This is a genomic window from Streptomyces sp. NPDC003635 (assembly GCF_053587635.1).
The window spans coordinates 1-12,433 of the sequence record NZ_JBSFOK010000042.1; the positions used below are offsets into that span (position 1 = coordinate 1).

The 12,433-nt window shown below is 69.7% G+C and carries 10 protein-coding genes and 1 tRNA gene; 4 read left to right on the top strand and 7 right to left on the bottom strand.

What is annotated here, in order from left to right:
• Positions 1-865 (top strand): HAMP domain-containing sensor histidine kinase (locus tag ACWDRW_RS30640; RefSeq protein ID WP_451728561.1); only part of this gene is annotated, 865 nt, incomplete at its 5' end.
• Positions 862-1,410 (top strand): hypothetical protein, encoded by a 549-nt coding sequence (locus tag ACWDRW_RS30645; RefSeq protein ID WP_451728564.1) that lies wholly within the window; start codon positions 862-864, stop codon positions 1,408-1,410. The genes ACWDRW_RS30640 and ACWDRW_RS30645, both read left to right, overlap by 4 nt.
• 349 nt (positions 1,411-1,759) lie before the next feature.
• Here ACWDRW_RS30645 and ACWDRW_RS30650 read toward each other — a convergent pair whose 3' ends face one another.
• Entirely contained in the window at positions 1,760-4,495 is a 2,736-nt protein-coding gene (locus ACWDRW_RS30650) for a P-loop NTPase (protein WP_451728566.1), read from the bottom strand.
• 190 nt (positions 4,496-4,685) lie between these two features.
• Here ACWDRW_RS30650 and ACWDRW_RS30655 point away from each other — a divergent pair, with 190 nt between their 5' ends.
• The gene (locus tag ACWDRW_RS30655) at positions 4,686-5,729 is read left to right on the top strand and encodes a macro domain-containing protein (RefSeq protein WP_451728569.1); all 1,044 of its coding nucleotides are present in this window, start codon (positions 4,686-4,688) and stop codon (positions 5,727-5,729) included.
• Positions 5,730-5,880: 151 nt separating this feature from the next.
• Here the strand turns inward: ACWDRW_RS30655 and ACWDRW_RS30660 are convergent, their stop codons facing one another.
• The 3 genes from ACWDRW_RS30660 to ACWDRW_RS30670 form a co-directional block, all read right to left on the bottom strand.
• Positions 5,881-6,030: a hypothetical protein gene (locus ACWDRW_RS30660; protein ID WP_451728572.1), complete on the bottom strand. Its 150-nt coding sequence runs from the start codon at positions 6,028-6,030 to the stop codon at positions 5,881-5,883.
• A gap of 416 nt (positions 6,031-6,446) precedes the next feature.
• Positions 6,447-6,520: transfer RNA gene (locus ACWDRW_RS30665), tRNA-Pro, on the bottom strand.
• A gap of 45 nt (positions 6,521-6,565) precedes the next feature.
• Positions 6,566-8,008 (bottom strand): MFS transporter, encoded by a 1,443-nt coding sequence (locus ACWDRW_RS30670; RefSeq protein ID WP_451728575.1) that lies wholly within the window; start codon positions 8,006-8,008, stop codon positions 6,566-6,568.
• A 121-nt stretch (positions 8,009-8,129) separates the two neighbouring features.
• Here ACWDRW_RS30670 and ACWDRW_RS30675 point away from each other — a divergent pair, with 121 nt between their 5' ends.
• A complete protein-coding gene (locus tag ACWDRW_RS30675) occupies positions 8,130-8,708 on the top strand; it encodes a TetR/AcrR family transcriptional regulator (protein ID WP_451728578.1) in 579 nt (192 codons plus the stop codon).
• Between the two features lie 40 nt (positions 8,709-8,748).
• Here ACWDRW_RS30675 and ACWDRW_RS30680 read toward each other — a convergent pair whose 3' ends face one another.
• Genes ACWDRW_RS30680 through ACWDRW_RS30690 form a run of 3 tightly spaced genes read right to left on the bottom strand, consistent with a single transcriptional unit; the run spans position 8,749 to position 12,358 of the window.
• Positions 8,749-9,783: an Ldh family oxidoreductase gene (locus ACWDRW_RS30680; RefSeq protein ID WP_451728580.1), complete on the bottom strand. Its 1,035-nt coding sequence runs from the start codon at positions 9,781-9,783 to the stop codon at positions 8,749-8,751.
• A 12-nt stretch (positions 9,784-9,795) separates the two neighbouring features.
• Positions 9,796-11,496, bottom strand: a complete 1,701-nt coding sequence (locus ACWDRW_RS30685) for a thiamine pyrophosphate-dependent enzyme (RefSeq protein WP_451728583.1) — start codon at positions 11,494-11,496, stop codon at positions 9,796-9,798.
• A gap of 1 nt (position 11,497) precedes the next feature.
• Positions 11,498-12,358, bottom strand: a complete 861-nt coding sequence (locus tag ACWDRW_RS30690) for an amidohydrolase family protein (protein WP_451728586.1) — start codon at positions 12,356-12,358, stop codon at positions 11,498-11,500.
• Positions 12,359-12,433 lie beyond the last annotated feature (75 nt).

The following is a 12,433-nucleotide window of genomic DNA, read 5'->3' on the forward strand; positions in this document are numbered from 1 at the left end:
CAGACGGTTTCACGATCCCCCCACCCGCCGGCACACCGCGGCCATCGCCGAGGGGCGCCTCGACACCCGGCTGGCGGTCGACGGCTCCGACGAACTCGCCGATCTGTCGCACACCTTCAACGAGACGGCCGCCGCCCTGGAGGCCTCCGTCGCCGAACTGCGCGGGATGGAGGCCCGGGCCCGGAGATTCGCGGCGGACGTGTCGCACGAGCTGCGCACCCCGCTGGCCGCCATGTCGGCGGTCACCGACGTGCTCGACGAGGAGGCCGCCCGCCTCGACCCGGACACGGCCACCGCGGTCCGTCTGATCAGCGAGGAGACCGTGAAGCTGGCCCGTCTGGTGGACGACCTGATGGAGATCTCCCGCTTCGACGCGGGCGCCGCGGTCCTGCACCTGGACGAGATCGACCTCGCCGAGTCGCTGCGCCGCACCCTCGTGGCCCGCGCCTGGTCCGACCTCGTGGAGTGCGAGCTTCCGCCGCCCGGCACCCTGCGCGGCCGGGTCGACCCGCGCCGCCTGGACGTCGTGGTCGCCAACCTGGTCGGCAACGCCCTGCGGCACGGCGAACGTCCGGTACGGCTGCGGCTGTTCCCGGGCGGTGAGCGGCTCGCGGTGATCGAGGTGCTCGACCGGGGGTCCGGCATCCCCGAGGACGTACTGCCCCACGTCTTCGAACGGTTCTACAAGTCCGACGCCGCCCGCGTCCGCACCGAGGGCAGCGGCCTGGGCCTCGCGATCACCGCGGAGAACGTCCGGATGCACGGCGGCACCGTCCACGCGGCGAACCGTCCCGACGGCGGCGCCGTCTTCACCGTACGACTCCCGCTGCCCGGCGACGAGTTGACACCGGAGAGTGGGCCATGACTCCTGCACGAAGGTGCGCGCCGTTCCTCCTGGCGGCTCTGTGCGCCCTGACCTCCTGCGGCATCCCCACAACCGGTGTGGTGGAGGCGGGCGGTCCCGCCAGTGGGGTCGTGCCGACGGTCCGGGTCTACTTCGTGGCGGACGGATCGCTGTTGGGCGTCCCACGCCCGATCACGGCGCCGGTCGACGTGCGCAAGGCCCTGGAGGTGCTGTTCCAGGGACCGGGCGAGCTGGAGCGGGCCAAGCGGATCGGGACGGCGCTGCCCCCGCGGACGGGAATGCGGAGCCTGCCCCCGACGCCGGAGGAGGCGCAAGAGGCCGCCCCGGACGACTTCGTGACGGTGACCGAGCGGGAGGACGGGATCACCGTCGAACTGTCCCGCGCGGCGGGCAGGTTGCCCGATCTCGCCGTGGCCCAGATCGTCTGTACGGCGACGGCGGCCCGGCACGTCACCGACCCCCGGGAGGAACCGGTACCGGTGACGGTCGAGGAAGCGGACGGGCGCCCGGTCGACGGCGCCGATGTGCGGTGCCCCGAGGGCTAGCGGCACGCTCGTCGGCAACAAGGATGAGGGGCCGTCTCAGATGTTCTGAAACGGCCCCTGACCCACGACTTCGCAAAGTCGGGACGACAGGATTTGAACCTGCGACCCCTTGACCCCCAGGAGTGAGGGCCATAGGAACCTGCGCATAAGAGGCAGAACTAGGGTGCAGGACGTGCTTTCTCGCGCGTATTGTTCAGAGTCGCGAGCACCGTGTGGTCTTCATGGCAGCGGTGACAGCGTGGGTATCTGCCTGCTGTAGGCCCGCAGGTGTCGGACGGATCATCGACGCGAAGAATCGGGGCCGCCAGGCACTGTTCCCGCGTCCGGTCGGCCGACGGGGAGGGCAACCTCACCACGCGCCCTCCTTGCGCTCGGCCAGCCTGCGCAGATCATCGAACGAGAGCAGATCTTGGAGCCCCGACGGCAGTGGCAGCCCAGTCTCCGCCTTCGCCGCTGCGGCCGCCTTGTCGAGCATCTGGGCGAGTCGCCCGCACAGTTTGCTCGGCGGCAGCTCCCGGATCTCCCCGATCCTCGGGAGCTGGAGCTCCCGCAGGTACTTCGTCGCCTCCTCCATGCCACGGATTCGTTCCAGGAGGACGTAACAGATCTCCGGGGCCTCCGCTGTCTCCGCCATCTGGGTCTGCCTGTTTACGTTGCCCATCGACTTGGCGAGGCTCACCAGCGCGTATCCCGCGCGGGACGCGTCGAGGTTGAAACCCACCCGGTCGTCCAGCGCCAGGGCCGCAAGACCCGCGGACGTCTGGGCCTGACCGACACCCCGCAGGCAGACGGAGTACTCCACGAGGAACCCCCTTATGTGGCGACGGTAGTCCCGATACTCACTCAGATGGGGGGCCAGTTCGCGGCCGTAGGTGAGGGCCTTGGCCCTGTCCTCCATCCGCATCGCCCGCAGGAGCGAGACCCTCGACTCCAGGACATCGATCCCGGTGCCCACAACCGCGCCCTTGGCGGCCCAGACCGCCTCGGGGCCGCGGAGATGGCGGGACAGCAGATAGGCGTCGCGGTAGCCCTCGTCGTCGGTGGCGCCGGCCACGAACAGGCTTCCACCCGCCTGCCCTACCAACTCGTAGACCTTCTGGGAACCCCCCTCCTTCTCCAGCGCCCTGACGACAATGGCGGCGATGGACGGGTGCCGGCAGTACACACGGTTTCCGGCGATCGTCACCGCTGCCTCCCGGCCGAGGGTCTTGAGGATCTTCCCGTCCGCGAAGACCGTGTCGAGTCCGACCATGGCAGCGATGACCGCCCTGCTGGCCCCCCTGCCCCGATTGCCGTCCTTGTCGAGCACATGCTGCATCAGGCAGATCCCTGCGAACACGTCGCCTAGATCCAGGGAGTCCGTCAGCCTCACCTGGCGCAGTTTGCGCAGGAGGTCCTCCACCCGGTCGCTGAGGCCCGACCCATAGCGGACGTCCAGCACCGCGCCGAAGAGAGTATTCCCCTGCTCGGCCATCACGCCCGCCGAGTCGATCAGCCGGTCCCGGGCCTCGCCGGCGTCGGAGGTGTGTGCAGGCAGCAGCCCGTTTCGCTCCCACGCCGCTGCGAGATTCTGAGCATCCTCGCGGGTGATGCCGTGGAAGAGGATGTCCTCAAACGACAGGCGCAGGTGCGCAGCCCTCTGCCACCACAGGCGGTCGTGGCTAGCGAGCAGGAAGGCGACGCCGGACCCCTCGCGGGCCCAGACGTCCTTCGTGGCAACGAGATCGTCCATAATCAAGTCCGCCTCGTCGACACAGATCAACGTCCTCCCCAAGGAGCCGGCCTCTTTCAGCCACTCCTCGGTGATGGCGGGCGCGCCCGGTTCCCGCCACAGCACATGCCACTCGGGCCGCGCCGCCGCCACAACGACGGCGACCTGACGTACAGCAAGCGACTTGCCCTCGCCGAGCGGACCGATAGCCACCGCACCGCCGCCGCCACCGGCGTCGAGCACCCGGTCCAATTCCTCCCTCAGCCGCACCGTGGGACTAAGGAGTGGCCACCGCCCCGGCTCCGCGTCCGCCCACTCCGGCTGACGGCCTTCAACGAACGCCGAGGGCTGGTACGACGAGGTGCCACGGGGCTGGCGTGGCACCCGCGAGTAGCCGAATGGTGCGGCCTCCTCCGATTCCGCCTCCGCGCCGTCAGCGAGGTCATCCGAAAAGAGGGAGTGCCCGTCCACACCGAGGTAGAGGCTGAAGCCCGGAGCCTCCACCAGTTCCTTCAGTGGACCGTCGCCGACGACGACCGCCACGTCCGATTCGTACGCCGCCCAAAGCACCTGGGCCTGAAGGGAATCGGCGTCATGGATGACCCTGCTCCGCAGGCTATTCATGAAACCGTCCAGCCACCCGCTGTATCCGACGACCAGGACGACGGAATCGATCAGGAGCCGCTGCAGGAGCTGGTCCAGCCTGGGGCGCGGCGCGGTGATACGCGTGGGGGCGTTGCTGGTGGCCGCGCCGGTCCAGTGGCCGTGGATGTGCAGGACCGGCTGGAAGACGAACTGCTTCAACTGCTCGATCGTCGGCGCAGCGTCTGTGGGCACGGGGTAGGCCATCGACTCGATGCCCTCCCGACGCAGGGCGATCTCGATCAGGGGATCGAAGTTCGTGGTGATGATGGGGCCGCGCACCCGGCCATTCAAGCCGGAGAAGAAGCGAGCGAACCGCTCATATCCCGGCGGCATCCGCCAGGTTCCGTCCCGTTCAAGGTCCTGACATTTCTCCCTGTCGTTCGCGACCGCGGCCACGTCCTCCGGCCGCACGTCCTCGCAAGCCCGCAGTACGGCCGCTCGGATCGCGCGCATCACGGCGTGCTCGCCGACCATCCTCGTCAGCATCGCTGCGGCATTCTGGTACTTGAGGCCGGGATTAGGCTCCCGGGCGAGCGTCTCGTCGAAGCGGTCCCGGCCGCGCGGCGGGACATGCTCGCGGAACATTGTCGTCAGTTCCGGGACACCTGGCAGCACGGCGCTGCTGATCCCCGAGCCGAACACCGTGATGAGACGACGGTCAGCCTCCTGCGCCATCACTTCGAGGCGAATCCTGAGGTCGTCCACATCTCCGATGTCGATAGGATGCATGAAGCAGATGAAACCACACGGGCAGTCAGGAATACGGCTCTTGGCACCGCCCCGGAGCTCAAAGGGCGGTTGGCCATCCGCCACGACCGACGGTACATCAAGTACTGTGCTCTGCCACGGTCAGTAGTGTCGCTTCTGTCCAGGAGAACCGCGCCGCACCCATGGCGGCACACGGAGAGACAAGGCTGGGATGACACCTCTGCACTTGGGCGTCATGATGGTGTTCACCGTCTCCGGCATAGTGTTGCAGATCTGGTCGTCGCAGCCCCAACGGGCCGCGCAGCAGTACGCGTTGCAACTACCAGTGATTCTTCTTTACTCCCTAGCGGCCGCGTTCTTTCTCTTCTCGGTCTTCCCCGACTCCATGGCCGAAGGACGGGCCCTCGGATTCACCATTGGGGGCGCGGCAGGCTTCGCCGCCTTCTTCATGCTGGCGAGCTTCACCTGGCTGAGCAGGACTCGTCGGCGGGACGAACTGGCGGGGCAGGTCAAAAGGCTGCTGCGGGAGAACACCGCACTGCGCCGCCGGGTGTCGGCCAGCCAGGCCAGCGGCGGCCAGCCGCGCGTCCTGAGCGAGTGCACGAGGTACGAACTGTCCCTACGTGACAGCCGAAAGCACCGGGTCGGAATGGTCACCGGCAACCTCGCCAACGTTCTCGGGACGGACGTCTGGGTCAACCCGGAGAACACCCGCATGGAGATGTCGCGCGTTGACGAACCCACGGTCTCCGCCACGATCCGCTACAACGGTGGTGTTCGCGACAGCGCCGGGCACCTGACCCATGACGCCATCAGCCTGGAACTAGCGAAACAGATGACCGACCGCACCCATGTCGCTCCCGGCCAGGTCCTGGTCACCGGCTCCGGGGAACTGGAGGAGACCCACCAGGTACGGCGCATCGTGCATGTGGCCGCCGTCGAGGGTGAACCGGGCTCCGGTTTCCGCCAGGTGATGGACCTGGAGCGATGCGTCCGCAACATTCTCACCGAGGTCGACCGCGTGTCCGCCGACGGCCCGACACTCCGCTCCGTCGTCCTGCCCCTCCTCGGAACCGGCGGAGGCAACAGCGACTTGGAAGCCACGGTGACGAGGCTTCTGTCGGCGACGGTCGACTACTTCCACTCCCACAAGGGCTCACGCATCCGCGTGGTGTACCTCCTTGCGTACACGGACGTACAAGCGGCGCTGTGCAGGGACGCGCTCGACAGGGAAGCAGCGTTGGCTGGGGACTGAGATGAATCACGGATTCCTGCCCGCTCGTGTCGGTCGGGCGGTGTGCCAGGCGTCCTAGATCGCCGTGCAGATCCTGCACAGGGGTGGCAAGTCGGCTGCCGGGCATCGATGACGAGAGCGCTGGGCAGTGCAGGCGGCAGGTTCTCGGGGGTCATCGTGGTAGAGCCGCGGCCATCGAGAATGCGGCAACGATTGCGGGGCATGCGCTCCAGCCCGCGGTGGCCAGCTCGTCGATCGCAAGCAATACGTCCTTCTCCTCGGCCAGGGCGGCGCGGATGCCAGCGCGCTTGACCGATGGCATGCCACCGTTCAGACCAGCGAAGTGATGCCACGCGTGGTGAGGGCTTGGGCAAGCAGGCATGTCTGGCCGCGGTTGCTGCGGAAGCCGCGGGCGGTGCCGACTGGTGGAGGTGTTCGACGAGGTTGGTCACTGTCAGGCTGCAGCAACCGCGTCGGGGGCATCCACGATCTCCGTCGGGATCAGCTCGTTGCGGCGGGCGTGGTGGGCGAGCTACCGGCAAGGCAGTCGGACAGTCGCGCGTGCGGATATCAGTCCCTGGAAAGCGGAAAAGCAGGCAAGTCAACGGGGTCGCAGGGCGCACCTTGACTGGGTCAAGGTGCGCTTCGGGACTGTGCAAGTGGGCTGGTCCCCAAGAATGATCAAAAGGCCGTGTCAGATTCTCTCTTACACGGCCCCTGACCCACGACTTCGCAAAGTCGGGACGACAGGATTTGAACCTGCGACCCCTTGACCCCCAGTCAAGTGCGCTACCAAGCTGCGCCACGTCCCGGTGCGCCCTTCTCGCGGTGAACCCGCGAGAACGCGCAGGTAAACCTTACCGTATGCGGCCGGATGCTCCCGTCTGCTCAGGTGTGCGCGCCGGTGGCGGGACCGGCGCGGACAGGCGGGCGGGACGGGTGGCCGGGACCAGCAGCGCGGCCAGGGCGGCGGCCAGGCAGAGCACCGCGAGCAGGGCGAAGCCGTGGGTGTAGCCGTCGGCGTGGGGCAGGCCCGACGGCTGGAGGCTGCTGGTGACCAGGACGCTGGTCACCGCGGCGCCGATGGAGCCTCCGATGGTGCGGATGTTGGCGTTCATGCCGGTGGCCGCGCCGGTCTGGTCCGGCGGGACGCTGCCCACGATGAGGTTGGCCATCGAGGCGAAGGCGAGCCCGATGCCGAGGCCGAACACGCCCGCGACGAGGCCGACTTGCCACCGCTCGTCGTGCCAGAGGGTGAGGAAGCCGCAGGCCAGTGCACCGAGCGCGGCGCCGGAGGTGAGCAGTGCCTTGGCGCCGACGATCGGCTGGAGGCGGCCGCCGAGCACACCGGAGAGGAACATCGCCACCAGCATCGGCAGCATGAGCAGCCCGGACTCGGTGACACTGGCGCCGAAGCCGTACCCGGCCGAGCTCGGGGTCTGCACGAAACCGGGGAGGAAGGACCAGATCGCGTACATGCCCGCGCCGAACAGCAGGGCCGCGGTGTTGGTGGTCCGGACGGCGGGCAGCCGCATCACCTTCAGGTCGATCAGCGGGCTGCGGGAGCGGGCCTCCGAGGAGAGCCACAGGGCGAACAGCACGAGCGCGGCGGCGAACAGGCCGAGCACCCGGGCCGAGCCCCAGCCCCAGACGCTCGCCTGGCTGATCGGCAGCAGGAGGGCGACGAGCCAGGCGGACAGCAGGACGGCACCGAGCCAGTTGACGCTGCCCCGGGCCCGGGTGGCCGACTCCGGGACGTAGCGCAGGGCGATCAGCGTGGTCACGGCGACCACGGCGACCGGGATCCAGAACAACCAGCGGTAGTCGAGGGCGGTGACGATGGGTCCGGCCGCGACGATGCCGACGCCGCCGCCCGCGGCGATCACGGCGGAGAGGTTGCTGATGCTGCGGGCGACCTCGCCGGGGGCGAACTCGTCCCGGATGATCCCGAAGGACAGCGGGAACAGGGCGCCACCCACGCCCTGGACGACCCGGGCGACGATCAGGACACCGATGTTCGGCGCCAGCGCGGCGAGCAGACAGCCGAGCGCGACCACGAACAGGACGGCGACGAGGGTGCGCTTCTTGCCGACGAGGTCGCCGACGCGGCCGAGGATCGGGGTGAACACCGAGGCGGACAGCAGATACGCGGTCATCACCCAGGTCGCGGTGGACTGGGAGGCGTGCAGGGCCTGCTGGACGGTCGGCAGGGCCGGCGCGATCAGCGACTGGAGCATGGAGAACACGGCGGCACCGGTCGCGAGGACGACGAAGGTGAGCCGCGTGGAGGAGCGGGGCATGAGGGGGCCTCTCCGGATTTGTTAAAGTGGAGGTGCCCCTCCACTCTAGCGGAGGCACCCCTCCACTTCAATTCGATGTCGAGGATGCCCTCCGGTTCGACCGATGCCCCGGGAGGCAGCCGTGACCGCCCAGCCGTTCCCCGTCAGCGAGATCGTCGCGGCCCGGCGCCCGCACCGTAAGGACGCCGCCCGCAACTACGACGCCCTCCTCGCGGCCGCTCGCGAGGCCTTCGCGGAGAAGGGCGCGGAGGCGTCCCTGGAGGACATCGCCCGGCGCGCGGGGGTGGGCATCGGCACCCTCTACCGGAACTTCCCGACCCGACGCGACCTCTTCGAGAGCGTCTACGCGGGTGAGGTGAACGACCTGGTCCAGGTCGCGCAGGAGGTCGCCGGGCTCGAGCCGTGGGAGGCCCTCACCACCTGGCTGGGACGGTTCACCGGCTACATGGTCACCAAGCGGGCCGTGCGCGAGGCGCTGGACGACCAGTCGGAGATCTTCGACGCCTGCCGTGACTCGATGTACGGCGCGGGCGGGCCACTGCTGGAACGGGCACAGCGGGCGGGCGTGGCGCGCGAGGACATGGACTTCAGCGATCTGCTGCGCCTGGTCGCGGGCGTCACCGCGACGACGTTCACGGACGACGCGCAGCGCGACCGCGTGCTCGCGATCGCGCTGGACGGCGTGCGTACCGCACGCTGACGTCGCCGACCGTCCCCCGGGGCGGTCGGCGACCGTGTGCTCAGGCCGGCGGTACGACCCCCAACCGGCCCGCCGCCTCCGTCAGTTCACGCCACACCTTCGGCGCGACCGGCACGCCCTGCTCGCCCCGCTCGGCGGCCACCCCGGCACTGCGCTCGCCGGGGTAGTACACGCCGTTCTCGCTGGGGAGCCCCTTGAGGGTGGCCAAGGTCTCGTCGACCCCGGCCGTGAAAGCGCCCGGGTCCCCGAAGGCCGCCGGGTCCACGGCGATGAGCAGGGCGTTCTGCCGGTGCCCCCGCCCTCGCGGGTCGTCCGAGTGGAAGGCGGCGAAGATCGGCGCCCCCACCAGCACACTCGTCAGCAGCTCGAAGGCCAGCGACATGCCCGAGCCCTTGGCACCGCCGAGCGGCAAGGGCATCACCGCCTTGTCGGGGTCGGTGGTCGGGGTGCCGTCCTCGGCGGCCGCGGCACCCTCCGGGAGGGGGGTGCCGTTCGCCCTGGCCTGCTTGATCTTCCCCAGCGCGATGGTGGCGGTGGCCATGTCGAGCAGCAACGGCGCGTGCTCCTTCGCCGGTACGGCGATGGCGAGCGGGCTGGTGGCGACGGCGGCGCCCTTGACGCCGGTGTAGCCCATGTTGGGCATGCCGGCCACGAACCCGAGTCCGATCAGGCCCTGTTCGGCGATCCGGGACACGTAGTAGCCGATGGCCCCCGTGTGCACGGTACGGCGCACGCCCACCGAGGCGATGCCGGCGGCCCTGGCCCGCCGCACCGCCTCGTCGGCCGCGGCGCTGAGCGCGACCGGTCCCGGGGCGCGGTCGGCGTCCAGGACGGCGGCTGCCGGGGTGGTCGACTCGACCCTGATCTCGGCCCGCGGGTTGGCCACCCCCTTGGCCAGCAGCTCCAGATAGGCGGGCACCCGGGCGATGCCGTGCGAGTCGACACCGCGCAGCGCGGCCCAGACGAAGACGTCGGCGGTGGTACGGGCGTGCTCGGCGCTCAGGCCGCCCCGCTCCAGCAGGGCCGCGGAGAAGGCCCGCAACTCCCCCGCGGGCACGAGCTTCCGGTCGGACATAGGACTCCTTGTTCAGCGGGTGACGAGAACGTCGACGACGGCCGTGGTGCCCTCACCGACGGCCTTGAGGGCACGCTCCAGGGCAGGCCCCAGCGCGTCCGGCGCGTCGACCGTCTCGGTGTGCATCCCGAACGGCTCCGCGAAGCCCGCCAGCCGGGGCAGCCGGTGCAGATCGGTGCCGAGCCACTCCCCCGTCGCGGCGGCGGCGCCCTCGGGGTAGAAGCGACGGTGGTTGAGGTTCATCGACTTGTAGACACGGTTGTTGAACACGAGGATCAGCAAGGGGAGTTCGTACGCCGCGGAGGCGTCGTAGGAGGGGATCACCGGGTTGTAGGTGAAGGCGCCGTCGCCGATGGTGAGGACCACCGGGCGCTTCCGCGCGGCGAGTTTGACGCCGAGCGCGACCGCCATGCCCTGGCCGAGTCCGCCCTGGACGTAGAAGTACGAGTCGGGGGCGGAGGTCCGCAAGTGCCGTTTGACCACGCGGCTGTGGGTGATGGTCTCGTCGACGACGACCGCGTCCCGCCCCTCCAGCAGCCGCCGCAGGGTCGCGGCCACCAGGACCGGGTCGATGCCCTCGGCCCCCTCCGCCTTCGCCTCGGCCGCCGCGAGCGCCGCCTGCTCCTCGGCGTGCCGCGCCTCCTGTGCCGTACGCCTGGCGGTCACCGTCACCGGGTCCAGGTCCTTCGCCCGCTTGGCCAGCTGGCGCAGGGTGTTGGCGACGTTGCCCTCCAGGTACCGGTCAGCGAACAGCACTTGGTAGGTGATGTGCGGGCGCTGCGGCACCTCGTCGACGACGACGATCCGTGCCTTCGCGGGCCGGCGCGAGGGCGGGTAGAAGGGGGCTCGGCAGTTCACCAGCAGGATCAGGTCGGCCTCGTCCATCCACGGGCCGATGTCTCCGCCCGCGTGCAGCGGATGCGTGCGCGGGAAGTTCCCGCACACCGCCGAGTCCGGCTCGACGACCGGGATGTTCCAGGCCTCGGCGAAGGCGAGCAGCGCCTCCCAGCCGCCCGCCTCCCGGCCGGCGGTCTCCGTGACGATCACCGGGTTCGCGGCCTCGCGGATCATTTGGGCCACCGCGTCGGCCTCTTCGGGCGAGCTGTGCGTGGAGCCGGGCGGCACGACCGGCTTCGCCTCGCGGCCGTCCCACTCCTCCAGGAGGATCTCCAGCGGGATGTTCAGGTACGCCGGTCCGGCGGGGGCGCGCCAGGCCAGCTCGGCCGCGCGAGTGATCATCGCGGGCAGTGTGTGGACGCTCGCCGCCTCGTTCGCCCACTTGGCGAACGGCTGGGCGACGCCGTGCGGGCCGCCGACGATCGACAGGTTGCGGTACCACTGGCCGCCGGGGTCCTTGCCGGGCCCGTCGCCGTAGGTGGCCGACTCCGAGGAGGTGACGACCATCGGCACGCCCGCGAGCAGCGCGCCGTGCACGGCCATCGAGCCCTGGAGCAGGCCGGGCGCCGCGTGCAGCAGCACGCCCTGCGGACGGCGGGTGACCAGGCCGTAGCCGGTGGCCATGCCCACGGCGACCGTCTCGTGGGTGAGGTCGAGATAGCCGGGGCAGGGCAGGCGGTCCCGGTGGTGCCGGGCCAGCGACTCCCACACCGGGGCCCATTCGGACCCCGATGCGCAGAAGACGTAGTCGGCGCCGGCGGCGGTGAAGGCGGCGACGGCGGCGTCACCGCCGTCCAGGTGCGCGGTGTCGGTCATGTCAGCCCTCGATCGGCCAGTTCAGGACCTCGGAGATACCCCGGCCCATGATCCATTCGAGCTCGTCGGGGGTGAAGTCCCAGTGCTTGGTGAACTGCTCGATGGTGTCGGTGTAGGTGATGCCGTGGCCGAGCAGCCGGGTGATGTCGGTGCCGTAGAAGCAGCGCTGCGGGCCCATCCTGTCGACCATCTCGCGCACGTACTTCTGGATGTTGTTGTTGGGGAAGGAGTGCGTCGAGTAGCCGGGCAGCGCCGAGACCTTGACGTAGATGTTCGGGTGGACGGCGAGGTCGGCGGTCTCCTGGACCCAGTAGCCGATCGCGTCGTCGACGCAGCGGGCCATGATGCCCATGTGGTCGATGATGATCCTCAGCTCGGGGTGCTTCTCGGCGATCTCCCCCAGCTCCCGCTTCCAGACGGGCGCGTGGACCATGGTGGGGATGCCGAGCTCCTCGGCGATCGGCCAGTACCAGTCGTTGGTGCCGTCGATCATCCAGTTCCGGTCGATCGGCCGGTGGAAGGTGAGGCGGGTGCCCTTCACATGCGGGTTCTGGGCGAAGTCCTTGAGCATCGCCTTGCCCTCTTCGGGCTTGTTCTGCGGGATGCGGGCCATGATGCCGAACCGGTCCGGGTGCGCCTCGCAGGCCTCGAGCGCGTAGTCGATGCGGTCGCCCTCCCAGGACGGCGGCAGGATCAGCGCCCGGTTGACGCCGGCCTCGTCCATCAGCTCCAGGGCCTCCTCGTAGGAGAAGGGATCCTCGCGGTGGCCGTTGAGGCGGATCCGCTCGCGGGCCCCGGGCACCCATGGGCGGTCCGGGGTCTCTTCCTTCCAGATGTGGATCTGCGTGTCGACGACGAACATGGCCTCAACTCTTTCTGTCGAACAGGGCGGTGGGGGCTTGCGGAGGGAACGCTAGGCGGGGCGTGAGCGCTTGCC

Coding starts and splice junctions, on each gene's coding strand:
- ACWDRW_RS30645 (WP_451728564.1), top strand. CDS start 862: ATGACTCCTGCACGAAGGTGCGCGCCGTTCCTCCTGGCGGCTCTGTGC.
- ACWDRW_RS30650 (WP_451728566.1), bottom strand. CDS start 4,495: ATGCATCCTATCGACATCGGAGATGTGGACGACCTCAGGATTCGCCTC.
- ACWDRW_RS30655 (WP_451728569.1), top strand. CDS start 4,686: ATGACACCTCTGCACTTGGGCGTCATGATGGTGTTCACCGTCTCCGGC.
- ACWDRW_RS30660 (WP_451728572.1), bottom strand. CDS start 6,030: ATGCCATCGGTCAAGCGCGCTGGCATCCGCGCCGCCCTGGCCGAGGAG.
- ACWDRW_RS30670 (WP_451728575.1), bottom strand. CDS start 8,008: ATGCCCCGCTCCTCCACGCGGCTCACCTTCGTCGTCCTCGCGACCGGT.
- ACWDRW_RS30680 (WP_451728580.1), bottom strand. CDS start 9,783: ATGTCCGACCGGAAGCTCGTGCCCGCGGGGGAGTTGCGGGCCTTCTCC.
- ACWDRW_RS30685 (WP_451728583.1), bottom strand. CDS start 11,496: ATGACCGACACCGCGCACCTGGACGGCGGTGACGCCGCCGTCGCCGCC.
- ACWDRW_RS30690 (WP_451728586.1), bottom strand. CDS start 12,358: ATGTTCGTCGTCGACACGCAGATCCACATCTGGAAGGAAGAGACCCCG.